The 20,848-nt window shown below is 65.7% G+C and carries 20 protein-coding genes; 15 read left to right on the top strand and 5 right to left on the bottom strand.

All coding sequences use genetic code 11. The features are described from left to right. Positions 1-9: 9 nt before the first annotated feature. The 3 genes from nudC to PMI20_RS14210 all read right to left on the bottom strand — a co-directional run bounded on the left by nudC (position 10) and on the right by PMI20_RS14210 (position 2,591). Positions 10-840 carry an NAD(+) diphosphatase gene (gene nudC, locus PMI20_RS14220; RefSeq protein WP_007926538.1) on the bottom strand — a complete coding sequence of 277 codons (831 nt, stop codon included), beginning with the start codon at positions 838-840 and terminating at the stop codon, positions 10-12. A 6-nt stretch (positions 841-846) separates the two neighbouring features. Continuing rightward, positions 847-1,659, bottom strand: a complete 813-nt coding sequence (locus PMI20_RS14215; RefSeq protein ID WP_007926535.1) for a crotonase/enoyl-CoA hydratase family protein — start codon at positions 1,657-1,659, stop codon at positions 847-849. Between the two features lie 149 nt (positions 1,660-1,808). Next, entirely contained in the window at positions 1,809-2,591 is a 783-nt protein-coding gene (locus PMI20_RS14210) for a class I SAM-dependent methyltransferase (protein ID WP_007926533.1), read from the bottom strand. A gap of 147 nt (positions 2,592-2,738) precedes the next feature. Between PMI20_RS14210 and PMI20_RS14205 the strand changes: the two genes are divergently transcribed. Together PMI20_RS14205 and pncA are read left to right on the top strand one after the other, a co-directional pair. Continuing rightward, a complete protein-coding gene (locus tag PMI20_RS14205) occupies positions 2,739-2,999 on the top strand; it encodes a hypothetical protein (protein WP_007926531.1) in 261 nt (86 codons plus the stop codon). A 78-nt stretch (positions 3,000-3,077) separates the two neighbouring features. Next, a complete protein-coding gene (gene pncA / locus PMI20_RS14200) occupies positions 3,078-3,740 on the top strand; it encodes a bifunctional nicotinamidase/pyrazinamidase (protein ID WP_007926530.1) in 663 nt (220 codons plus the stop codon). Positions 3,741-3,805: 65 nt separating this feature from the next. On the opposite strand, the gene PMI20_RS14195 is transcribed toward pncA, so the two are convergent. Further along, positions 3,806-5,107 carry an ATP-binding protein gene (locus tag PMI20_RS14195; protein ID WP_007926529.1) on the bottom strand — a complete coding sequence of 434 codons (1,302 nt, stop codon included), beginning with the start codon at positions 5,105-5,107 and terminating at the stop codon, positions 3,806-3,808. 4 nt (positions 5,108-5,111) lie between these two features. After that, positions 5,112-5,813, bottom strand: a complete 702-nt coding sequence (locus PMI20_RS14190; protein ID WP_007926528.1) for a response regulator — start codon at positions 5,811-5,813, stop codon at positions 5,112-5,114. Between the two features lie 216 nt (positions 5,814-6,029). Here PMI20_RS14190 and PMI20_RS14185 point away from each other — a divergent pair, with 216 nt between their 5' ends. The 13 genes from PMI20_RS14185 (at position 6,030) to PMI20_RS14125 (ending at position 20,836) form a co-directional block, all read left to right on the top strand. After that, positions 6,030-7,187, top strand: a complete 1,158-nt coding sequence (locus PMI20_RS14185) for an efflux RND transporter periplasmic adaptor subunit (RefSeq protein WP_037034818.1) — start codon at positions 6,030-6,032, stop codon at positions 7,185-7,187. A 12-nt stretch (positions 7,188-7,199) separates the two neighbouring features. Further along, on the top strand, positions 7,200-10,328 hold the full coding sequence (locus tag PMI20_RS14180) for a multidrug efflux RND transporter permease subunit (protein WP_007926526.1): 3,129 nt from the start codon (positions 7,200-7,202) through the stop codon (positions 10,326-10,328). A 210-nt stretch (positions 10,329-10,538) separates the two neighbouring features. Beyond that, positions 10,539-11,674, top strand: a protein-coding gene (locus tag PMI20_RS14175; protein ID WP_238543459.1) for an IS3 family transposase whose coding sequence is annotated in 2 segments (ribosomal slippage) — positions 10,539-10,788 and positions 10,788-11,674 — 1,137 coding nt in all. Because the reading frame shifts where the segments join, the coding sequence is not laid out codon by codon here. A 99-nt stretch (positions 11,675-11,773) separates the two neighbouring features. Then, positions 11,774-12,415: a DUF1345 domain-containing protein gene (locus PMI20_RS14170; protein WP_007923170.1), complete on the top strand. Its 642-nt coding sequence runs from the start codon at positions 11,774-11,776 to the stop codon at positions 12,413-12,415. 75 nt (positions 12,416-12,490) lie between these two features. Then, positions 12,491-13,330 (top strand): AraC family transcriptional regulator, encoded by an 840-nt coding sequence (locus PMI20_RS14165; RefSeq protein ID WP_007923169.1) that lies wholly within the window; start codon positions 12,491-12,493, stop codon positions 13,328-13,330. Between the two features lie 52 nt (positions 13,331-13,382). After that, the gene (locus tag PMI20_RS14160; protein ID WP_007923166.1) at positions 13,383-14,006 is read left to right on the top strand and encodes a LysE family translocator; all 624 of its coding nucleotides are present in this window, start codon (positions 13,383-13,385) and stop codon (positions 14,004-14,006) included. 141 nt (positions 14,007-14,147) lie between these two features. After that, positions 14,148-15,092 carry a choline ABC transporter substrate-binding protein gene (locus PMI20_RS14155; RefSeq protein WP_007923164.1) on the top strand — a complete coding sequence of 315 codons (945 nt, stop codon included), beginning with the start codon at positions 14,148-14,150 and terminating at the stop codon, positions 15,090-15,092. Between the two features lie 70 nt (positions 15,093-15,162). After that, complete coding sequence (locus PMI20_RS14150) at positions 15,163-16,089, top strand: alpha/beta hydrolase (RefSeq protein ID WP_284173096.1); 927 nt, start codon at positions 15,163-15,165, stop codon at positions 16,087-16,089. Between the two features lie 96 nt (positions 16,090-16,185). After that, complete coding sequence (locus tag PMI20_RS14145; RefSeq protein ID WP_157173163.1) at positions 16,186-16,380, top strand: hypothetical protein; 195 nt, start codon at positions 16,186-16,188, stop codon at positions 16,378-16,380. A 28-nt stretch (positions 16,381-16,408) separates the two neighbouring features. Further along, positions 16,409-17,455, top strand: a complete 1,047-nt coding sequence (locus PMI20_RS14140; protein WP_007927453.1) for a LacI family DNA-binding transcriptional regulator — start codon at positions 16,409-16,411, stop codon at positions 17,453-17,455. 224 nt (positions 17,456-17,679) lie between these two features. Next, the gene (locus tag PMI20_RS14135; RefSeq protein ID WP_007927454.1) at positions 17,680-18,462 is read left to right on the top strand and encodes a sugar phosphate isomerase/epimerase family protein; all 783 of its coding nucleotides are present in this window, start codon (positions 17,680-17,682) and stop codon (positions 18,460-18,462) included. Next, positions 18,455-19,441, top strand: a complete 987-nt coding sequence (locus PMI20_RS14130; RefSeq protein WP_007927455.1) for a sugar kinase — start codon at positions 18,455-18,457, stop codon at positions 19,439-19,441. The genes PMI20_RS14135 and PMI20_RS14130 overlap by 8 nt, the downstream gene beginning before the upstream one ends. A 99-nt stretch (positions 19,442-19,540) precedes the next feature. Continuing rightward, a complete protein-coding gene (locus PMI20_RS14125; protein WP_007927456.1) occupies positions 19,541-20,836 on the top strand; it encodes an MFS transporter in 1,296 nt (431 codons plus the stop codon). Positions 20,837-20,848: the final 12 nt, after the last annotated feature.

Genomic DNA, 20,848 nt, shown 5'->3' with positions numbered 1-20,848 from the left:
AGCCGGGGCTCAACCCGGCAATACAGGCGCCGCCAAGCCCAGGCGCCGCGCCACATACAGATCGATCAGGTAACGGGCAATCGAGCGTGACGCCGGCAGCGGCGGCAACGCATGTACGTTGAACCACTGTGCATCCTCGATCTCGTCTTCCTGCGGCACGATCTCGCCGCCGGCGTACTCGGCATGAAAACCCAGCATCATCGAATGCGGGAACGGCCAGCACTGGCTGCCGATGTACTGGATATTCTTGACCTCGATCTGCACCTCTTCACGCACCTCGCGCACCAGGCAGTCCTCGGCCGATTCGCCCGGTTCGGCGAACCCGGCCAGGGTGCTGTAGACCCCGGGGACGAAACGCGGCGACCGCGCCAGCAACACCTCGTCGCCGCGAGTGATCAGCACGATCATGCTCGGCGAAATCCGCGGGTAGCTGCGCAGGTCGCAGGGCTCGCAGTACATCGCCCGCTCGCGCATCACCTGGGTCATGGGCTGGCCGCAGTTGCCGCAGAAGCGGTGCTCGCGGGCCCAGGTGCCGATCTGCGCGGCATAGCCCAGGACCTTGTACAGGGTGTGATCGCCGTCGAGCATGAACGCCCGCAGGCCTTTCCAGTTGCAGCCCGGCACCTCGGAAACGCTCTTGAGCTCCAGCAGGTAGACCGGCTCGCCATCCAGGTGGCCGATGCCGTGCTCGGCGAGGATCGGCAGGTCCTGGCGCTTGAGCCATTCGCGGGGGAACAGCGCGCCGTTGTCGTCGAACAGAAAGCCCTGCGGGCCGCGGGCCACGGCCCAGCCGCCGGGAAGGTCGATATCCAGTACTGCGGTGGTCCAGCGTGAAGTCATGTTCAATCAGTCCAGAAATTCAGGTTTCTGTTTGCTCATATGGGCGGCCATGGCCACGCGCAGGTCGGTGGATTGCAGCATGGCGGCGTTCCAGGTAGCGATGTATTCCAGGCCGTCGTCGATGCGATGGTCGCGCATGTAGCTGATCATTTCCTTGGTACCGCTGACGGCGATCGGCGACTTGCTGGCGATTTCCCGGGCAATGCCCATCACGCCGTCGAGCAGGCTTTCGCTGTCGGCGTAGGTGCGATTGACCAGGCCGATGCTGCGCGCCTCCTCGGCGCCGAAGGTGCGCCCAGTGTAAGCCAGTTCGCGCAGCATGCCGTCACCGATGATACGCGGCAAACGTTGCAACGTGCCGACATCGGCAGCCATGCCGATATCGATTTCCTTGATCGAGAATTGCGCGTCCGCGGCGGCGTAGCGCATGTCGCAGGCGGCGATCAGGTCGATGGCGCCGCCCAGGCAGTAACCCTGGATCGCCGCCAGCACCGGCTTGCGGCAGTTGTCGACGGCATTGAACGATGCCTGCAGCTGCAGGATCTTGCGCCGCAGCAGGCGCGCGTTGCGCCCGACGTCCTTGCCCAGTTCGTTGGCCACGCCGGCCAGCATCATCAGGTCGATGCCGGAAGAAAAGTGCTTGCCGGCGCCGCTCAGCACCACCACGCGGACCGCGTCGGTGTCGTCAATCCAGCGGAAGACCTCGATGATCTCGCTCCAGAACGCGGCGTTCATCGAGTTGATCTTTTCCGGCCGGTTGATCTGCACATGGGCGATGTTGTCAGCAAGTTCGACGCGAAAGGCTTGATATTCGGACATGGCAGCATTCCTTACCGGGCAAAAAAATGAGGCCCGAACTATAGCAAGGGCCTGTGCCGCGCAGTAAGGCAGCGCATCGGCCAAAACCGGGACTGGCCACACAACGGCCTATCTATTCTCTATGGGTTGCGGGCAGGAGGATTGGCGGATCACGGGATTTTATGGGCCCAGAACGCCGCGGTTTCGTAAGGCACGCTGACCACGCATTTATCCCGCAGCTCCGGTTCTTCGGCGATCAAGGCGGCGATCTGCCGGTCGACCTCCGCCCTCTGCGCATCCGGCAAGGCCGCAATAAAGCTGGTGGAGCGCACCCGATCGAAAATCACGTTCTGCGGCGCGCCGCTGTGGCTGTTGCGAAAGTGCTGCTCCTGCAAGGGCGTGAAACTCGGATGGGGAAAGGCCTGGCGCCAGGCCCCGGTGTAATAGCGCGGCGTATCGCCTTGCAGGGCGTTGACGATCCGATCGAGGCGCTGGACCCACGGCACCCGCGCATCGCGCAGGTTCCACACCAGGCCCAGGCGGCCGCCCGGCTTGAGCACCCGGGCGATTTCGCTCAACGCCTCATGGCTGGCGAACCAGTGAAAGGCCTGGGCGCAGACCACGGCGTCCACCGATTCGTCGGCCAGCGCAATAGCAGTGGCGGTGCCGCTCAGGGCTTCGGCCTGGGGATAGCTGGCGGCGAGCCTGGCGCGCATCTGCGCCACCGGCTCCACGGCAATCACCCGCGCCCCGGTGGCCAGCAGGCGCCCGGTGAACTTGCCGGTGCCGGCGCCGAGATCGACCGCCACCTGGCCGGCCTGCAAGCCCAGGCTTGTGCGCAGCCACTGGTCCAGCGCCGGCGGGTAGTCCGGGCGGCCACGCACGTAGGTGTCGGCCGCGCCCTTGTAGCCGTCGGCGGCAGCATGATGGATCGCAGGTTGCGGGTCTTTCATCGGTCGGCTCCAGATCATTGGCCAGTGCTGCCCAGCATAGCCCCGCCCAGGCGACTGACGGCATGAAAAATCTGTCAGTTTAGGCAGCGCGGCCAGGGCGATGGACCTTTAATGGGGGGGGACCGCTATCCGCATGGAGACCGCGCGATGAACCTCCCTCCCCTCGCCTTCGGCGCCCCGCTGCTGCTCGCCGGCAGCCTGCTGACGACCTTGCTGGCGGTCGCCGTCAACTGCCCGGACGGCCAGGTCTGGGACAGCAAGAACCAACGCTGCATCAGCCAGCGCACCACCCGGCTACCGGACGCCGACCGCACCGACCAGGCCAGTGGCCTGCTCCCCCATGACCGCTACGAAGAGGTCATCGCCGCTGGCGGCAAGACCCAAGGTCAGTCGATTCCCACGCCCTGACCGGCGGAACGGCGCCATGGAACGGGCACGCTATGCTCTGGGAGAATGGACTCATTGCTCAACCCAGGGAGCTTGCACATGCCTACTGCCAAAACCGCCAGCAGCCGTCGCTCACGCAAGGCGCTGCTGGTCATCGACGTACAGAACGACTTCATCCCCGGTGGCGCGCTGGCCGTGCCCGGAGGCGACCAGATCGTACCCTTGATCAATCGCCTGGGCAGCCACTTCAAGCAGGTTGTGATCGCCCAGGACTGGCACCCGGCCGGGCATATTTCGTTCGCCTCCAGTCACGACGGCCACGCGCCCAACGACATCATCCAATTGCCCTATGGTCCGCAGATGCTGTGGCCGGACCATTGCGTGCAGGCCAGCCGTGGCGCCGAACTGCACCCCAAGCTCAACCTGCCCCACGCCCAGTTGATCCTGCGCAAGGGCTGCAATCCGGATATCGACAGTTACTCGGCCTTCGTCGAGGCGGACCGCAGCACCACGACCGGCCTGGCCGGCTACCTGAGCCAGCGCGGCATCGACACGGTGTATCTGGTGGGGCTGGCCCTGGACTACTGCGTGGCCTGGTCGGCGCTGGATGCGCGGGCGGCGGGGTTCAATACCTTCGTGATCGTCGATGCCTGCCGGGCCATCGACCTGGACGGCTCGCTGGACAAGGCCACCCGGCAGATGCGCGCGGCGGGGGTAAACCTGATCAAGGCCAGCGAGCTGCAGCCGACCGCATTGTGCTGATGCAACACCTTCCCTAAACGCCGGTTTACCGGGCATTCCCCGTCGCCGGGTGTGCCCGGCAAGGCTCAGGCCGGCATCGGCAGCCACAGGCGGAAACGCGCGCCGCCCAGCGGTGAAGCTTCGACGGTCAGGGTTCCGCCCTGGGCTTCCAGGGCCCGGCGGCTGATGGCCAGGCCGAGGCCGAAGCCGCCGGTGGCGCGATCGCGGCTGCGGTCCAGGCGGTAAAAGGGTTCGAACACCCGCTCGCGCTCGTCGTCGGGAATGCCGATGCCATCGTCGTCGACCCAGATTTCACAGCCGCGCTCGCTGACGTGCACCCCCACCTGGATACGCTTTTCGCAATAGCGCGTGGCGTTGCGCAGCAGGTTCTGGATCGCCCGGGCGGTCAGCCGCGGGTCGAGGCTGAAGCGCTCCAGGCTGCCGTGCAGCAGCACATCGATGACGATGTCCGGGGATTCCAGTTCGTCGTCGACGCTGCCGAGGATGCTGTCGATGAACTCGTCCAGCGACACCTCGACCTGCTCCGGCAACTGCGCCGGGATCTGCAGACGGCTGTAGGACAGCAGCTCGAGCACCAGTTCGTCCAGCTCGCGAATATGCGCCACCAGCCCTTGCAGGCGCTCGCGGCTGGTGGCCGGCAGGTCGTCGGAGAGCGCCAGCGCCAGGCCGAAGTCGAGCCGGGTCAAGGGCGTGCGCAGCTCGTGGGACACCGCGTTGAGCAGGTCGCGTTGCTGGTTCAGCAGGTTCTCGATGTCGCCGGCCATGGTGTCGAAGACATTGGCCAGGCTGCCGATATTGGAGCTCGAGGGGATCTGCGTGCGCTCACTCAAATGACCCTTGCCGAAACGCTCGGCGGCGTGTTTCAGACGCTCCAGGTCGCGCCAGTGCGGCCGCAGCCAGAGCAACAGGCAGGCGAGCATGGTCGCGCCGATCAGCACGTTGATGCTCCAGTACAGCAGGCTGACGTCGATCGGGTCCGGCGGCACCACCATCTGCACTGCCATCTGCTCGTCCAGCGGCGCCACCGCGAGGGTGCGCCAGCCCCAGTCGCCGACCCGCACCACGTTCTCGCCGCGTTGCAGGCGTTCGCGCTCGTACAGGGTGAAATCGGCATCGTCGTTGCGGGTCAGGACGATGTGCAGCGGCTGGAATTCCTGGTCCATTTCCGCGGCCAGGGCCGGCCACTGCTCTGAGGGCACGCCGCGAAACTGCTTGACGATCAGGGTCTGCAGACCCCGGGAATAATCCAGGTTGTAAGTGACGAAACGCTCGTGGAAGACCTTCACCACCAGCTCCGGCACCAGGTAGATCGCCGCGCTGAACGAGACGATGGTCACCAGGTACAGGCGAATCAGGATTCTCAGCATCGACTCAGCATTCCCATTCGGAACGGCTGAACAGGTAACCCTTGCCCCACACGGTCTTGATCTTGCGCGCCTCGCCGGCATGGTCGTCGAACTTGCGCCGCAGCTTGGAAATTGCCACGTCCACCGAGCGATCGGTGCCGTTGAACTCGATGCCCCGCAGGCGTTGCAGGATCTGGTCGCGGCTCAGCACCTCGCCGGCATGCCGGGCCAGCACCACCAGCAGGTTGTATTCGCCGCTGGACAGCTCCACCAGCTGGTCGCGCCAGCTCACGGTGCGCTCCGACAGGTCGATGCACAGGTTGCCCATGAGGATCCGGTCGCTGGCAGTCTGCGGCTCGCCGAGGCTGCTGCGGCGCAACAGGGTGCGCACTCGCGCCAGCAGCACCCGCGGCTCGCAAGGCTTTGTCACATAATCGTCGGCGCCCATTTCCAGACCCAGCACCTGATCATGGCTATCATCACGGGCGGTCAGCATCAGGATCGGCAGCGACGCCGAATCGGCCCGCAGCAGGCGGCAGACCTGCAGGCCGTCCAGGCCGGGCAGCATCAGGTCGAGAATCACCAGATCCGGCGGGTTGACCCGCGCCCGTTCGCGCACCTGGTCGCCGCGGCTGATGACATTGACCTGATAGCCGTTGCGCTCCAGGTAACTGGCGATCAGTTCGGAGAGCGCGGGGTCGTCTTCGACCAGAAGGATGTTGGGCATGGGGATTGAAGTCTTTGAGTGAAGAAAAACACAGCGACAACGTTCCTTAGAGTGTTCCCTGGGAAGCCGTCGCCCGATCAGCGAGGCACAAAGGATATACAACCTCGCGCCCGCCCGAGCATTCGTTTCACACTTTTTCACACAGCACCTACACAGCTTCACAGCGGTCCTGGCGGCATGCCCTTAGCATGCCGCAGTCATCATTGGGGTATCAGCATGTCGAAAAACCTGTTTGCGCCGTTCTGCCTGTTGTTGCTGGCAGCCGCGCTGAGCGCTTGCGACCAGGCCTCCACCGCCGAAGAACAGGCGCCGTTGGCCAAGGTCCGGATCGAAACCGTCGAGACTCGCCCGCTGTCGATCAGCAGCGAACTGAGCGGGCGCATCGCCGCGCCGCGTATTGCCGAGGTGCGCGCACGGGTGGCCGGGGTGGTGCTGCAACGGACCTTCCGCGAAGGCACCGACGTCAAGCAGGGCGACGTGCTGTTTCGCATCGATCCGGCGCCGTTCAAGGCCGACCTCGACAGCGCCCTGGCCAGCCTGCGCAAGGCCGAGGCCAACGCCTTCCAGGCCCGCTTGCAGGAGCAGCGCTACGCCCAGTTGATCGCAGACCAGGCCATCAGCGCCCAGGAATACGACAACGCCCGGGCCAATGCGCGCCAGACCGCCGCCGACGTAGCCGCCAACCAGGCCGCCGTGCAGCGCGCCCGGCTGAACCTGGGCTATGCCACCGTCACCGCGCCGATTTCCGGGCGCGTCGGCCGCGCCCTGGTCACCGAAGGCGCACTGGTGGGCCAGAACGAAACCACGCCGCTGGCGCTGATCCAGCAACTGGACCCGATCCACGCCGACCTCACCCAGTCGACCCGCGAGCTCAACGACCTGCGCCGGGCCTTCCGCGCCGGCCAGTTGCAGCAGGTCGGCCAGGACCAGGCCAAGGCCACGCTGATCCAGGACGACGGCAGCCTCTACCCGCTGCCGGGCAAGCTGCTGTTCGCCGACCTCAGCGTCGACCCGAGCACCGGCCAGATCATCCTGCGCAGCGAGTTCCCCAACCCGGACCTCGACCTGCTGCCCGGCAGCTTCATTCGTGTACGCCTGGAGCAGGCGGTGAACCGCCAGGGCATCAGCGTGCCGCAGCGGGCCATCCAGCGCGACAGCGCCGGCATCGCCCAGGTGCTGCTGGTGGATGCCGAGCAGCGGGTGGTGCAGCGTCCGGTGCAACTGGGCGCCGTGCAACAGGACCGCTGGATCGTCAGCGACGGCCTCAAGGCCGGCGACCGTATCGTCGTCGAGGGCCTGCAGCACGCCCGTCCGGGCGAAAAGGTGCAGATCGACGACAGCCCTCTTCCCCTTGCCCAGACCACTGGACAGTAGGTAGGAACCCTCATGCCGCAATTCTTTATCGACCGTCCGGTGTTCGCCTGGGTGGTCGCCCTGTTTATCCTGCTGGCCGGCGCCCTTTCCATCCCGCAGTTGCCGGTGGCGCAGTACCCCAACGTCGCCCCGCCGAGCATCGAGATCTACGCCGTGTACCCGGGCGCCTCGGCGCAGACCGTGGACGAAAGCGTGGTCAGCCTGATCGAGGAAGAGCTCAACGGCGCCGACCACCTGCTGTACTTCTCGTCCCAGAGCAGCCTGGGCAGCGCCACCATCACCGCCACCTTCCAGCCGGGCACCAACCCGGAAATGGCCCAGGTCGACGTGCAGAACCGCCTCAAGGTGGTCGAGCCGCGCCTGCCGCAAGCGGTGACCCAACAGGGCCTGCAGGTGGAAAAGGTCTCGGCCGGTTTCCTGCTGCTGATCACCCTCACCTCCAGCGACGGCAAGCTCGACGACACCGCGCTCAGCGATTACCTGGCACGCAACGTGATGAACGAGATCCGCCGCCTGGACGGGGTCGGCAAGGCCCAGCTGTACGGCGCCGAGCGCGCCATGCGGGTATGGATCGACCCGCAGAAGCTGATCGGCTTCAACCTGACCCCGGCCGACGTCAATGCGGCGATCGTCGCGCAGAACGCCCAGGTCTCGGCCGGCAGCATCGGCGACCTGCCGAGCCACTCGAACCAGGAAATCACCGCCACGGTATTGGTCAAGGGGCAGCTGTCGACGCCGCAAGAGTTCGCCGACATTGTCCTGCGGGCCAATCCGGACGGCTCCACCGTGCGCATCGGCGACGTCGCCCGGGTGGAAGTCGGCAGCCAGGAATACCAGTTCTCCACGCGCCTCAACGGCAAGCCTTCCACTGCCGTCGGCGTGCAGCTGTCGCCGGGGGCCAACGCCCTGAGCACCGCGACCCTGATCCGGGCGAAGATGGACGAGCTGTCGCGCTACTTCCCGGCCGGCGTGGAATACAAGATCCCCTACGACACCTCGCCCTTCGTCAAGGTCTCGATCACCAAGGTGGTCTACACCCTGGGCGAAGCCATGTTGCTGGTGTTCGCGGTGATGCTCCTGTTCCTGCAGAACATCCGCTATACGCTGATCCCGACCCTGGTGGTGCCCGTGGCACTGATGGGCACCTTCGCCACCATGCTGGCGCTGGGTTTCTCGATCAACGTGCTGACCATGTTCGGCATGGTCCTGGCCATCGGCATCCTGGTGGACGACGCCATTGTGGTGGTGGAGAACGTCGAACGGATCATGGCCAGCGAGGGCCTGTCGCCCAGGGAGGCGACGCGCAAGGCGATGCAACAGATCACCGGCGCCATCGTCGGCATCACCCTGGTACTGGTGGCAGTGTTTCTGCCGATGGCCTTCATGCCGGGTTCGGTGGGCGTCATCTACCAGCAGTTCTCGCTGTCGATGGCCACCTCGATCCTGTTCTCGGCCTTCCTCGCCCTGACCCTGACCCCGGCCCTGTGCGCCACCCTGCTCAAGCCGATCGCCAAGGGCGAGCACCATGAAAAAGGCGGCTTCTTCGGCTGGTTCAACCGACGCTTCGAAAACCTCAGCGACGGCTACCAGCGCTGGGTCGCCTACGCGCTGAAACGCTGCGGCCGCTACCTGCTGGTGTACGGCGTGCTGCTGGTGGGCCTGGGGCTGCTGTTCAGCCGCCTGCCCTCTTCGTTCCTGCCGGTGGAAGACCAGGGCTACACCATCACCGACATCCAGCTGCCACCGGGCGCGAGCAAGAACCGCACGATCCAGGTGGTGGAACAGATCGAGGCGCACAACGCCAGCGAGCCGGGAGTCGGCGACAGCACGGTGATTCTCGGCTTCAGCTTCTCCGGCAGCGGACAGAACGCCGCGCTGACCTTCACCACCCTCAAGGACTGGTCGCAGCGCGGCAGCGACGACTCGGCGCAATCCATCGCCGACCGGGCCAACGCCGCCTTCAGTGAAATCAAGGACGCGGTGTCCTACGCCGTGTTGCCACCGCCGGTGGACGGCCTGGGCACCTCCAGCGGCTTCGAGTTCCGCCTGCAGGACCGCGGCGGCCTCGGCCATGCCGCGCTGATGCAGGCCCGCACCGACTTGCTGGCCGCCGCGGAAAAGAGCCCGATCCTCGTCAACGTGCGCGAAAGCGCCCTGGCCGAGGCGCCGCAGGTGCACCTGGAAGTCGACCGCAAGCAGGCCAACGCCCTGGGCGTGTCCTTTGCCGACATCGGCAATGTGCTGTCCACCGCGGTCGGTTCCAGCTACATCAACGACTTCCCCAACCAGGGGCGGATGCAGCGGGTGGTGGTCCAGGCCGAGGGCGATCGACGCAGCCAGGTGGAAGACCTGCTGAAGATCAACGTGCGCAACAACCTCGGCAAGATGGTGCCGCTGTCGGCCTTTGCCCAGGCGCGCTGGACCCAGGGCCCGACCCAGTTGACCCGCTACAACGGCTACCCGGCCATCAGCATTTCCGGCGAGCCGAGCGCGGGCCACAGCACCGGCGAGGCCATGGCGGAAATCGAGCGCCTGGTCAGCCAGCTGCCCACCGGCCTGGGCCAGGAATGGACCGGCCTGTCGTTGCAGGAACGCCTGTCCGGCAGCCAGGCGCCGCTGTTGCTCGGGCTGTCGCTGCTGATCGTGTTCCTGTGCCTGGCGGCGCTGTACGAGAGCTGGTCGATTCCGACCTCGGTGCTGCTGGTAGTGCCCCTGGGTGTGCTCGGCGCGGTGCTGGCAGTGACCCTGCGCGGCATGCCCAACGACGTGTTCTTCAAGGTCGGGCTGATCACCATCATCGGCCTGTCGGCGAAAAACGCGATCCTGATCATCGAGTTCGCCAAGAGCCTGTACGACGAAGGCCACGACCTGGTGGACGCCACGGTGCAGGCCGCGCGCCTGCGCCTGCGGCCGATCGTCATGACCTCGCTGGCGTTCATCCTCGGCGTGGTGCCCCTGGCCATCGCCAGCGGCGCCAGTTCGGCCAGCCAGCAGGCCATCGGCACCGGGGTGATCGGCGGCATGATCACCGCGACCCTGGCGGTGGTGTTCGTGCCGGTATTCTTCGTGGTGGTGATGAGGCTGGTCCGGCGCAACGGCAAAAAAGCGGTGAGCGTCGCGACGCCAGGAGCGGCCGAATAGTCATGCGGCGACGGGTCTTCAGCGTACCGCGTGATCGTTGAAGACTCGTCAAGTCATCGTTGAAGGCTTATCGAGTGACCGTTGAGGACTCATCGCGAGCAAGCTTCGCTCCTACACAAGAGCCATGTAACCGCAGGGGTGAACTGGCCTAATAATTCTGGACACCTCAATCGGGCGCTATGATGGCGCCCAAATCTGAGGTGTTTGGACATGCGCAACTCTTATTCAAATGAGTTCAAGCTCAAAGCAGCCAGCATGGTGCTGGACGAAGGACAGTCGGTTCCCGAGGTCTGCGCCAGCATAAATATTGGTCCTACGGCCTTGCGGCGCTGGGTCGATCAACTGCGCAAGGAAAGAGAAGGTTTAACTCCGATAGGGGCCAAAGCCATCACTGCTGATCAGCGGGAAATTCAGCGGCTCCAGGCCCTGCTCAAGCAGAAAGACCGGGATATCGAAATCCTAAAAAAGGCCAGTGCTCTCCTGCTTTTGGACGCCAAAGATCACTCGCGCTGATCGATGAGTTGGGCGAGCAGTACGGCGTAAATGAGTGCTGTCGTGTGCTTGAGATCAGCCGCAGCAGCTTCTACAGCTGGCGTCAGCGCCAAGGCCAGCAATGCCCTGAGCGAGAAAGGCTCAAGGCGGAGCTGGTCAAGCATCACAAGGCGTCGAGGGCCTCAGCAGGCTCTCGTACCCTGGCCAAAATGCTGCAGGCCGCTGGGCACCAGATAGGTCGATTCAAGGCTCAAAGCCTGATGCGAGAGGCCGGGATAACCTGCCGGCAGCGCAGGCGTCACAAATACCGGTCATCGGGTGTGGAGGCTTTGACGGCACCGCATGAACTCAAGCGTCAGTTTGATGTGAAGGCACCCAACGAGGTGTGGTGTGGGGACGTTACTTACATCAAGGCTGGCAAGCGCTGGTTGTATTTGGCGGCTGTTTTGGATCTGTTTGCCCGCCGTATCGTGGGCTGGTCGTTCTCGTCGATTTCTGATGCGACGCTGACCTGTGAGGCACTGCGGATGGCGACTGAACTGAGAGGACACCCAAAGGGCGTGCTGTTTCACTCTGACCAGGGCTGCCAGTACACCAGTCACAAATTCAGGCATGAATTGAATGAACAAGGCTATCGCCAGAGCATGAGCCGTAAAGGCGAATGTTGGGACAACGCCCCGATGGAGCGTTTTTTTGGAAGCCTGAAGTCGGAGTGGGTGCCTAAGGGCGGCTACGGCTCGGAACATGAGGCCCGAATGGACGTGCAGCGCTACATCACACGCTACAACACCACTCGGCCTCACAGTTACAACGAATATCGATCACCCGTCGCAGCAGAAAGACTGGCTGCGTAAACCTTAAATGGTGTCCAGGATTACTTGACCAGTTCAGGGCCCCGCCCCTGCGGCGACGGCATGCTAAGGTTTGCGGCAAATCCGCCACTGCGAGCCGCCATGTCCCTTCTTGTACGTACCCACCCTCGCCTGACCATCGGCGCCCTTATCGGCCTGGCCGCGGGCGTCCTGGTGCCGGCCGACACCCTGATCAGCAAGATTCTCATCGGCTGGAACGCCGGGGTCTGGAGCTACCTGGCGCTGATGTGCTGGCTCACCGCGCGCTCCAAGGCCGACGATGTGAAACGCATTGCCGAGGTCGAGGACGAAAACGCCGGGCTGGTGCTGCTCATGGTCTGCATCGCGGCCATCGCCAGCCTCGCCGCCATCACCCTCTCGCTGTCCGGCAGCAAGGACCTGGAAACCGGCCGGCGCCTGCTGCACTACGCCTTTACCGGCCTCACGGTGATCGGTTCCTGGCTGCTGATCGGGGTGATCTTCAGCGTGCACTACGCCCGCCTCTACTACACCTGGAACGGCAAGGACCCAGCCCTGCGCTTTCCCGAAGGCCTGACCACCCCCAATTACTGGGACTTCCTGTACTTCTCCTTCACCATCGGCGTGGCGGTGCAGACTTCCGACGTCGGCGTCGCCACCCGCGAGCTGCGCAAGATCGTCCTGGCCCAGTCGCTGATCGGCTTTCTGTTCAACACCGCGATCCTCGGGTTTTCCATCAACATCGCCGCCGGGCTGTTCGGTTGAAGTCGCACAAATCTTCTAGACCCGCCCTGGCCGGCGGGCGCTAACTGTCACGCTCGCCCTTGCCACGGACACGCCATGAACGCGCACAACTGGATCGATCTGGCCCAGGACGCCGACACCGGCATCGAAACCCTGCGCGCCCATTTCACCGGCCATGCCTACGATCCGCACTGGCATGACAGCTACCTGGTGGGCGTGACCGAAGAAGGCGTGCAGCAATTCCACTGCCGGCGCGAGCGTTTTCACAGCACCCCGGGCAAGGTGTTCCTGCTCGAGCCCGGGGAAATCCACGACGGCGATGCCCCCACCGAAAGCGGCTTCACCTACCGCATGCTGTACCTCGACCCGAACTGGCTGGAGCGTGAGCTGAGCGCGCTGTTCGAAGAGGCGCCGGCTGACAGCCAGCTGAGTTTCGCCACCACCCTGGCCAGCGACCAGCGCCTGGCCCTGGCCACCAGCAATGCCTTCCACAGCCTGCACCACGGCGAGCTGCGCATCGTCCGCCAGAGCGCCATGGACCAGTTGCTCGACCAGCTCACCGGCCACCTGCACTGGCGCAAGCGCTACCACGCAGACCCGCGCCTGCCCCTGGTGGCGCACCAGGCCCGCGACTACCTGCATGCCCACGCCCAGCAGGACATCAGCCTGGACGAGCTGGGCGCGGTCTGCGGCGTCGATCGCTTCCGCCTGACCCGCGCCTTCAAGGCCGCCTATGGCCTGCCACCCCACGCCTACCTGGTGCAGTTGCGCCTGGCCAAGGCCCGACGCCTGCTGGCCCGTGGCGAACAGCCGGCCGAGGTGGCCATGGCCCTGGGGTTCGCCGACCAGAGCCATATGGGCCGCTGGTTCGTCCGCGCCTATGGCCTGACCCCGGCGGCCTACCGCAAGCGCTGCTCAAACCTTCCAGACACCTGAACCCGCACCGGCGAAGATCGCCTCCCTCGATCTTCACTGGAGCCTGCCCACGATGTTCTCCTTCTTACCTTCCCTGCCCAGCCTGCTGCCCTTCCTGCTGTTCGCCTTCGTGGCCTCGATCACCCCGGGGCCGACCAATATCCTGGTGCTGAGCAACAGCGCCCGCTACGGGTTCAAGGCCGCGCTGCCGATCGTTGTCGGCGCCTGCGTGGCCGCCGCCGGCATCGTCATGCTGGTGGGCAGCGGCCTCGGCCGCACGCTGATGGAAGTGCCCGGCCTGCCGAGCGCCATGCGCTGGGCCGGGGTGATCTGGTTGAGCTACCTGGCCTGGCAGATCTTCCGTGCCCCGGCCGCGTCCCTCGACCCACAAGCGGACACCCACCACCGGCGCCTGGGCCTGCTCGGCGGCGCTAGCCTGCAACTGGTCAACCCGAAAACCTGGATGATGGCCCTGGCCGTGATCAGTGTGTTCGCCGGCAACGGCAGCGAACGCCAGGACCAGGTGTTGTACCTGTCGCTGGTGTTTTTCCTGGTGTCCCTGCCCTGCCTCGGCGCCTGGGCGCTGCTTGGTGCCGGCTCCGCCCGGCTGCTGCGTTCGCCGCTGGCCTTGCAGCGTTTCAACCAGGGCATGGCACTGTTGCTGCTGGTCTCGGCCTGGGCGAGCCTGTGGGCCTGAAGAGGCTGACCGCCGTCGCCCCAGTGCAAAAGCCAGTCGCCTCAGGGCGCTTTCATAACGATCAGGGTTACCTAAAGTGGTGGGCACGGCGCAACAAGACGCCGCCCCCGACAATAACGACCTGCCGAACGAGACCCTCCGATGAAAACCCTGTTCAAGCCTTGTCTCCCGCTGCTCTGTGGCGCCCTGCTCCTCAGCGCCAATGCCTGGGCCAGCGAGCCCGCCTCCTGCAAGACCGTGCGCATGGGCGTGGTCAACTGGACCGACGTCATCGCCACCAGCGGCATGGCCGACGTGCTGCTGACCGGCCTGGGTTACGACAGCAAACAGACCAGCGCCGTGCAGCAGATTATCTTCGCCGGCATCCGCGACAAGCGCCTGGATATCTTCCTCGGCTACTGGCAACCGGCGATGGACAAGAACATCGCGCCGTTCCTCGAGGCCGGGCAGGTCAAGGTCCTGGACCAGCCGAGCCTGGCCGACGCCCAGGCCACCCTCGCCGTGCCGGACTATGTCGCCGCCGCGGGCCTGAAGACCTTCGCCGACATCGCCCGCTTCAAGGAGCCACTGGGCGGCAAGATTTATGGCATCGAGCCCGGCAGCGGCGCCAACACCACCATCAAGACGATGATCGACAGCGACCGCTTCGGCCTCAAGGGCTTCAAGCTGGTGGAGTCCGGCGAGGCCGGCATGCTTGCGGCGGTGCAACGGGCGATCAACCGCAAGGAGTTCGTGGTCTTCGTCGGCTGGACCCCGCACCCGATGAACATCAATATGCGCATCGCCTACCTGACCGGCAGCGAAGACGTCTACGGCCCCAACGAAGGCGCGGCCAGCGTGTCCACCGTCACCGCGCCGGACTACGCCGAGCGCTGCCCCAACGTCCAGCGCCTGCTGCAGAACCTGACCTTTACCGCAGCCCAGGAAAGCCAGCTGATGGTGCCGATCATGGAACGCAAGACGCCCCAGGACGTGGCGCGGCAATGGCTGCGCGAGCACCCCGAAGACCTGCAACGCTGGCTGGCCGGGGTCAGCAGCTTCGAGGGCAAGGACGGCGTGGCGGCGGTGCAGGCCAGCCTGAAATAGTGGCGTCCTGCCGGTCTCATCGCGAGCCAGCTCGCGATGGCCCTCTTCCAGACAACGGACACCTCCAGCCATGCGCCACTACCCGCTCTCCCCCCAACTCGCCGCCTTCGTCGAGCGCACCCTGAGCTTCACCAGCCCCGATAACAGCTTCAAGGGCCTGCGCGACAGCTACAGCCGCATGTGCCGCGCCTTCACCCCGCCCCGTCCCGAGGGCCTGCGGGTCAGCGAATTGCAACTGGCCGGGGTGCCGGCGCGCGCCTATTGCCCCGCCCGCCCGATGCCCGCGGACGGCTGGCCTTGCCTGTTGTACCTGCACGGTGGCGGCTGGGTGGTCGGCGACCTGGATTCCCACGACTTCATCACCGCCTACCTGGCGGCGCAGTTGCAGGTGCTGGTGATTGCCGTGGATTACCGCCTGGCGCCCGAGCATCCGTTCCCCGCCGCCTTCGACGATTGCCTGGCAGCCTGGCGCGCCTTGCAGGCCGGCGCCAGCCCCTTTGCCCTGGATGCCCGGCGGCAGTTGGTGATCGGCGACAGCGCCGGCGGCAACCTCGCCGCGGCCTTGTGCCTGGCCCTGCGCGATGCCGGCGAACAGCTGCCCGCCGCCCAGGTGCTGCTGTACCCCGGCCTCGGTGGCGCCGCCGACCTGCCCTCGCGCAGCCAGTGCGCCGACGCGCCGCTGCTCGGCAGCAACGACCTGGACGCCTACCAGGCCCTGTACCTGCCCGGCCCGGAACGGCATTCGCCTTATGCCCGGCCCTTGCTGGCCACGGACTTGCGCGGCCTGCCCGCCGCCTTTATCGCCCTGGCGCAGTTCGACCCGCTGCGCGACGACGGCGAGCTGTATCACCAGCGGCTGCTGGCCGCCGGCGGCCACAGCCAGTTGTACCCGGGCCTCGGCCTGGTGCACGGCTGCCTGCGCGCCCGGGGCCTGGCGCCGGAGGTGGATGCGCTGTATGGCGCCTTGCTCGACTACCTGCGGGGCTGCCTCGGATAGTCTTTCTTCAGCGAAACCGCGCGGCCCTTTTCGCGGGCAAGCCTCGCTCCTACGAAGAGCCCGTCACGCGCATGACTTCCCCCGTAGGAGCGAGGCTTGCCCGCGATCACCTGCAACGCAGGTGCCAGACACCTCCCTCTACCGAAGAAGACCGCCCGCGATCGACTGCATGACATTTTTTTCATGCCGCTGGCACTGATCGCGCTTGACGGCGAAAGCGCTTTGCTGTTTCCTGAAACCGGTTTCAGCGATGCGGCAGAACGTCGCACCTGGAGCGGATACACCCCATAACAAGAACGCCAAAGACAGGTCGCCGCCCGTGAACAGTTTTTCCGCCGCCCAGCGCAGCCGCGTCACCATGCTCGATGTCGCCGAACGCGCCGGGGTCTCCAAGGCCAGCGTGTCGCGCTTTATCGGCGAAGACCGCGCCCTGCTCTCCGATACCATCGCCCTGCGCATCGAACAGGCAATAGCCGAGCTGGGCTACCGCCCGAACCAGATGGCCCGTGGCCTGAAACGCGGGCGCACGCGCCTGATCGGCATGCTGGTGGCCGATATCCGCAACCCCTATTCGATTGCCGTGATGCATGGCGTGGAAACCGCCTGCCGCCAGCACGGCTACAGCCTGGTGGTGTGCAACACCGACCGCGACGACGAGCAGGAGCGCCAGCACCTGGCCAACCTGCGCTCGTACAACATCGAAGGCCTGATCGTGAACACCCTGGGCCATCATCTGGACGAACTGCGCGAACTGCATCGGGAAATGCCCATGGTCCTGGTGGACCGCAAGGTCGAGCAACTGCACAGCGACCTGGTTGGCCTGGACAACCCGCAAGCCGTGCGTAGCGCCATCGAACACCTGCAAGAGCGCGGCTACCGCGACCTGCTGCTGGTCAGCGAACCCCATGACGGCACCAGCTCGCGGATCGAGCGCAGCAACAGTTTCAAGGCGCAGATCGAGCAACGCCCGGCCTTGCAAGGCGCGGCGGTGGAAACCGGCGCCGCGCTGAACCAGCAGCTGCAACAGTTCCTCGCCGCCCCCGGCCCCGGTCCGAAAGCGCTGTTCTGCGCCAACGGCGTCGCCGCCCTGGCCGCGACCCGGGCCTTGCGCGAGCTGGGCTGCCCACTGTTCGACGAGATCGGCCTGATCGCCCTCGACGACCTCGACTGGTATCCGCTGGTGGGCAGCGGCATCACCGCCCTCGCCCAACCCACCGAACGCATCGGCGCCAGCGCCTTCGAGTGCCTGCTCAAGCGTTTGCGCGGCGATGTCGAGCCGCTGCGGGTGCTGGACTTCCCGGCCGAGCTGATCGTCCGTGGCTCCACCCGTCAACGAGGCGACTCGGGAGTCGTGGTGCCGGTGTAGCCGCTGCCGAGCCTGCGAGGCTGCGATCGGCAACGCAGTTGCCGCAAAACCTGCGTCCGCGATCGGCCTGAAAAACGCTTCGGCCGGGTTACCACGGCTACGCCGCCGATCGCAGCCTGCGGCAGCGGCTACAGGGAACGGCGCAGGCATGAAGATAGGGAAATGAGCTTCTTTTTGGGGGCTTTTTTTGAGCAGAAATGAAACCGGTTTCAGAGGCCATGACCATGAATAAATCGCCTGTCTCCATCAGCCTGTCCAGCTACGGCGCCGACCGCGTCCGTGAGCAGGGCCAGGGCAGTTTCATCGAGGTGCTGGCCGCCGCCGGCGCATCGCGCATCGAATGGCGCGAAGAGCTGCTGACCGTCGAAGACCCGTCCCAGCTGGCCCGGGCCACCCGCGAGCGGCAACTGGAAAGCGTGTTTTCTTCGCCGCTGGAACTCTGGGTGGCCGGGCGTTCCCGGGCCAACCCGCTGCTGGAACAGGCGCTGCAACGGGCCGAAGCCTTCGGCGCGAAAAGCCTCAAGGTGTCCCTGGGGTATTTCACCGAGCACAACGACCTGCCCCAGCTGGCCCTGCTGCTGGCGCAGTCCCCGGTGCAGCTGCTGGTGGAAAACGACCAGACCCTGCACGGCGGGCGCATCGAACCCTTCCAGCGCTTCTTCGCCGAGGTCGAGCGCCACCGCCTGCCGGTGCAGATGACCTTCGACATCGGCAACTGGCAGTGGCAGGACCAGTCCGCCTCCGTCGCCGCGCGCCTGCTCGGCCGGCATGTCGGCTACGTGCACTGCAAGGCCGTGGCCCGGCGCGCCGACGGCAAGCTGGTGGCGATACCGCCGGGCATGGCCGACCTGCACCTGTGGGAACAATTGCTGCGGCACATGACTCAAGGTGTGACCCGGGCCGTGGAATACCCGCTGCAAGGCGAAGACCTGGTGCAGCTGACCCGCGAACACGTCGCCACCCTCGCCCGCCTCGGCCAGTCCCGCCTGGAGAACGCCCATGTCTGAGCTCGATATCCTGTCGTTCGGTGAAACCATGGCGATGTTCGTCGCCGAACAGAGCGGCGACCTGGCCCGGGTCGGCCACTTCCACAAACGCATCGCCGGCGCCGACAGCAACGTGGCCATCGGCCTGTCGCGCCTGGGTTTCAAGGTCGGCTGGCTGAGCCGGGTCGGCGCCGACTCCCTGGGGCGCTTTGTCGTCGACAGCCTGCAGGCCGAAGGCGTGGACTGCCGCTACGTCGCCACCGATCGGCAACACCCCACCGGTTTCCAGCTCAAGTCCCTGGAGGAGCACGGCGACGATCCGCGGGTGGAGTACTTCCGCCGCGGTTCGGCGGCCAGCCACCTGAGCGTCGCCGACATCGCCCCCCAGCTGCTGCGCGCCCGGCACCTGCACGCCACCGGCATTCCCCCGGCGCTCTCGACCTCGGCCCGTGACCTGTCCCACAGCCTGATGAGCAAGATGCGCGCGGCCGGCCGCAGCGTGTCCTTCGACCCGAACCTGCGGCCCGGCCTGTGGGGCAGCGAACAACTGATGATCGACGAAATCAACCGCCTGGCCGTGCTCGCCCATTGGGTGCTGCCGGGCTTGAGCGAAGGCCGCCTGCTGACCGGCTATGAAGACCCGGCCGATATCGCGGCGTTTTACCTGGACCAGGGCGTCGAAGTCGTGGCGATCAAGCTCGGTGCCCATGGCGCCTATTACCGCACCCAGCTGCACGAAGGTTTCGTCGAGGCCGTACCGGTGACCCAGGTGGTCGACACCGTGGGTGCCGGCGACGGTTTCGCCGTCGGCCTGATCAGCGCCCTGCTGGAAAACCACAGCGTCGCCGAGGCCGTGCAGCGCGCCAACTGGATCGGCAGCCGCGCGGTGCAGAGCCGCGGCGACATGGAAGGCCTGCCGAGCCGCGATGAATTACCGACGGTCGCTGCGCGACCGATCGCGAGCAAGCTCGCTCCTACAGGGGCTGCGCAAGTTCTGTAGGAGCGAGCTTGCTCGCGATAAAACCGTGAAAACAACACCGCCTGATTGAACCAACGCGTTACCTGTTGCGACAAAAACAACAAGCTCAGGAGCACCCTTATGCAAACGCTGAAACTCGCCACCCGCCGCTGGTGGTACATCATGCCCATCGTGTTCATCACCTACAGCCTGGCGTACCTGGACCGCGCCAACTACGGGTTCGCCGCCGCCTCCGGGATGGCCGCCGACCTGATGATCACCCCGGGCCTGTCGTCCCTGCTCGGCGCCTTGTTCTTCCTCGGTTACTTTTTCTTCCAGGTACCGGGGGCGATCTACGCGCAAAAACACAGCGTCAAGAAGCTGATCTTCGTCAGCCTGATCCTCTGGGGCGGCCTGGCCACCCTCACCGGCGTGGTGTCCAACGCCTATTGGCTGATCGCCATCCGCTTCATGCTCGGGGTGGTCGAAGCCGCGGTGATGCCGGCGATGCTGGTCTACCTGTGCCATTGGTTCACCCGGGCCGAACGCTCGCGGGCCAACACCTTCCTGATCCTCGGCAACCCGGTGACCATGCTCTGGATGTCGGTGGTCTCGGGGTACCTGGTGGAGCATTTCAGCTGGCGCTGGATGTTCATCATCGAAGGCCTGCCGGCGGTGCTCTGGGCCTTTATCTGGTGGCGCCTGGCCGATGACCGCCCAAGCGCGGCGAAGTGGCTCAGCGACCAGGAAAAACACGACCTGGAAAGCGCCCTGGCCGCCGAACAGGTGGGCATCAGGGCGGTGAAGAACTACGCCGAAGCCTTCCGCTCGCCCAAGGTGATCATCCTCGCCCTGCAGTTCTTCTGCTGGAGCATCGGCGTCTACGGCTTCGTGCTGTGGCTGCCGTCGATCCTCAAGCACGGCGCGCAGATGGACATGGTCGAGGCCGGCTGGCTGTCGGCGCTGCCTTACCTGGCCGCGGTGATCGCCATGCTCGGGGTGTCCTGGGGCTCGGACCGGATCCAGAAGCGCAAGCGTTTCGTCTGGCCGCCGCTGCTGATCGCCTCCTTCGCCTTCTACGGCTCCTACCTGCTGGGCGCCGAGCACTTCTGGTGGTCCTACAGCCTGCTGGTGATCGCCGGCGCCTGCATGTACGCGCCTTACGGGCCGTTCTTCGCCATCGTCCCGGAGATCCTCCCGGCCAACGTCGCCGGCGGCGCCATGGCGCTGATCAACAGCATGGGCGCCCTGGGCTCGTTCGGCGGCTCCTACCTGGTGGGCTACCTGAACAGCGCCACCGGCTCGCCCGGCGCCTCCTACCTGCTGATGAGCGGCGCGCTGCTGCTATCGGTGCTGCTGACCCTCTTTCTCAACCCGGGCGCCAGCGACCGCCAGCGCAGCGCGCTGCCGGTACGTCGCCGCCTGGCGCATTCCTGAATCGAACAAGGT

The sequence above is a fragment of the Pseudomonas sp. GM17 genome, from assembly GCF_000282175.2.
GTDB classification, from domain to species: domain Bacteria; phylum Pseudomonadota; class Gammaproteobacteria; order Pseudomonadales; family Pseudomonadaceae; genus Aquipseudomonas; species Aquipseudomonas chlororaphis.
Note: the sequence above shows the minus strand (reverse complement) of the source record. Positions and strands in the feature narration are given on the sequence as shown.

What these genes read in the sequence shown, in the direction of transcription:
- nudC (WP_007926538.1), bottom strand. Translation starts at nt 840, where the DNA reads ATGACTTCACGCTGGACCACCGCAGTACTGGATATCGACCTTCCCGGC.
- PMI20_RS14215 (WP_007926535.1), bottom strand. Translation starts at nt 1,659, where the DNA reads ATGTCCGAATATCAAGCCTTTCGCGTCGAACTTGCTGACAACATCGCC.
- PMI20_RS14210 (WP_007926533.1), bottom strand. Translation starts at nt 2,591, where the DNA reads ATGAAAGACCCGCAACCTGCGATCCATCATGCTGCCGCCGACGGCTAC.
- PMI20_RS14205 (WP_007926531.1), top strand. Translation starts at nt 2,739, where the DNA reads ATGAACCTCCCTCCCCTCGCCTTCGGCGCCCCGCTGCTGCTCGCCGGC.
- pncA (WP_007926530.1), top strand. Translation starts at nt 3,078, where the DNA reads ATGCCTACTGCCAAAACCGCCAGCAGCCGTCGCTCACGCAAGGCGCTG.
- PMI20_RS14195 (WP_007926529.1), bottom strand. Translation starts at nt 5,107, where the DNA reads ATGCTGAGAATCCTGATTCGCCTGTACCTGGTGACCATCGTCTCGTTC.
- PMI20_RS14190 (WP_007926528.1), bottom strand. Translation starts at nt 5,813, where the DNA reads ATGCCCAACATCCTTCTGGTCGAAGACGACCCCGCGCTCTCCGAACTG.
- PMI20_RS14185 (WP_037034818.1), top strand. Translation starts at nt 6,030, where the DNA reads ATGTCGAAAAACCTGTTTGCGCCGTTCTGCCTGTTGTTGCTGGCAGCC.
- PMI20_RS14180 (WP_007926526.1), top strand. Translation starts at nt 7,200, where the DNA reads ATGCCGCAATTCTTTATCGACCGTCCGGTGTTCGCCTGGGTGGTCGCC.
- PMI20_RS14170 (WP_007923170.1), top strand. Translation starts at nt 11,774, where the DNA reads ATGTCCCTTCTTGTACGTACCCACCCTCGCCTGACCATCGGCGCCCTT.
- PMI20_RS14165 (WP_007923169.1), top strand. Translation starts at nt 12,491, where the DNA reads ATGAACGCGCACAACTGGATCGATCTGGCCCAGGACGCCGACACCGGC.
- PMI20_RS14160 (WP_007923166.1), top strand. Translation starts at nt 13,383, where the DNA reads ATGTTCTCCTTCTTACCTTCCCTGCCCAGCCTGCTGCCCTTCCTGCTG.
- PMI20_RS14155 (WP_007923164.1), top strand. Translation starts at nt 14,148, where the DNA reads ATGAAAACCCTGTTCAAGCCTTGTCTCCCGCTGCTCTGTGGCGCCCTG.
- PMI20_RS14150 (WP_284173096.1), top strand. Translation starts at nt 15,163, where the DNA reads ATGCGCCACTACCCGCTCTCCCCCCAACTCGCCGCCTTCGTCGAGCGC.
- PMI20_RS14135 (WP_007927454.1), top strand. Translation starts at nt 17,680, where the DNA reads ATGAATAAATCGCCTGTCTCCATCAGCCTGTCCAGCTACGGCGCCGAC.
- PMI20_RS14130 (WP_007927455.1), top strand. Translation starts at nt 18,455, where the DNA reads ATGTCTGAGCTCGATATCCTGTCGTTCGGTGAAACCATGGCGATGTTC.
- PMI20_RS14125 (WP_007927456.1), top strand. Translation starts at nt 19,541, where the DNA reads ATGCAAACGCTGAAACTCGCCACCCGCCGCTGGTGGTACATCATGCCC.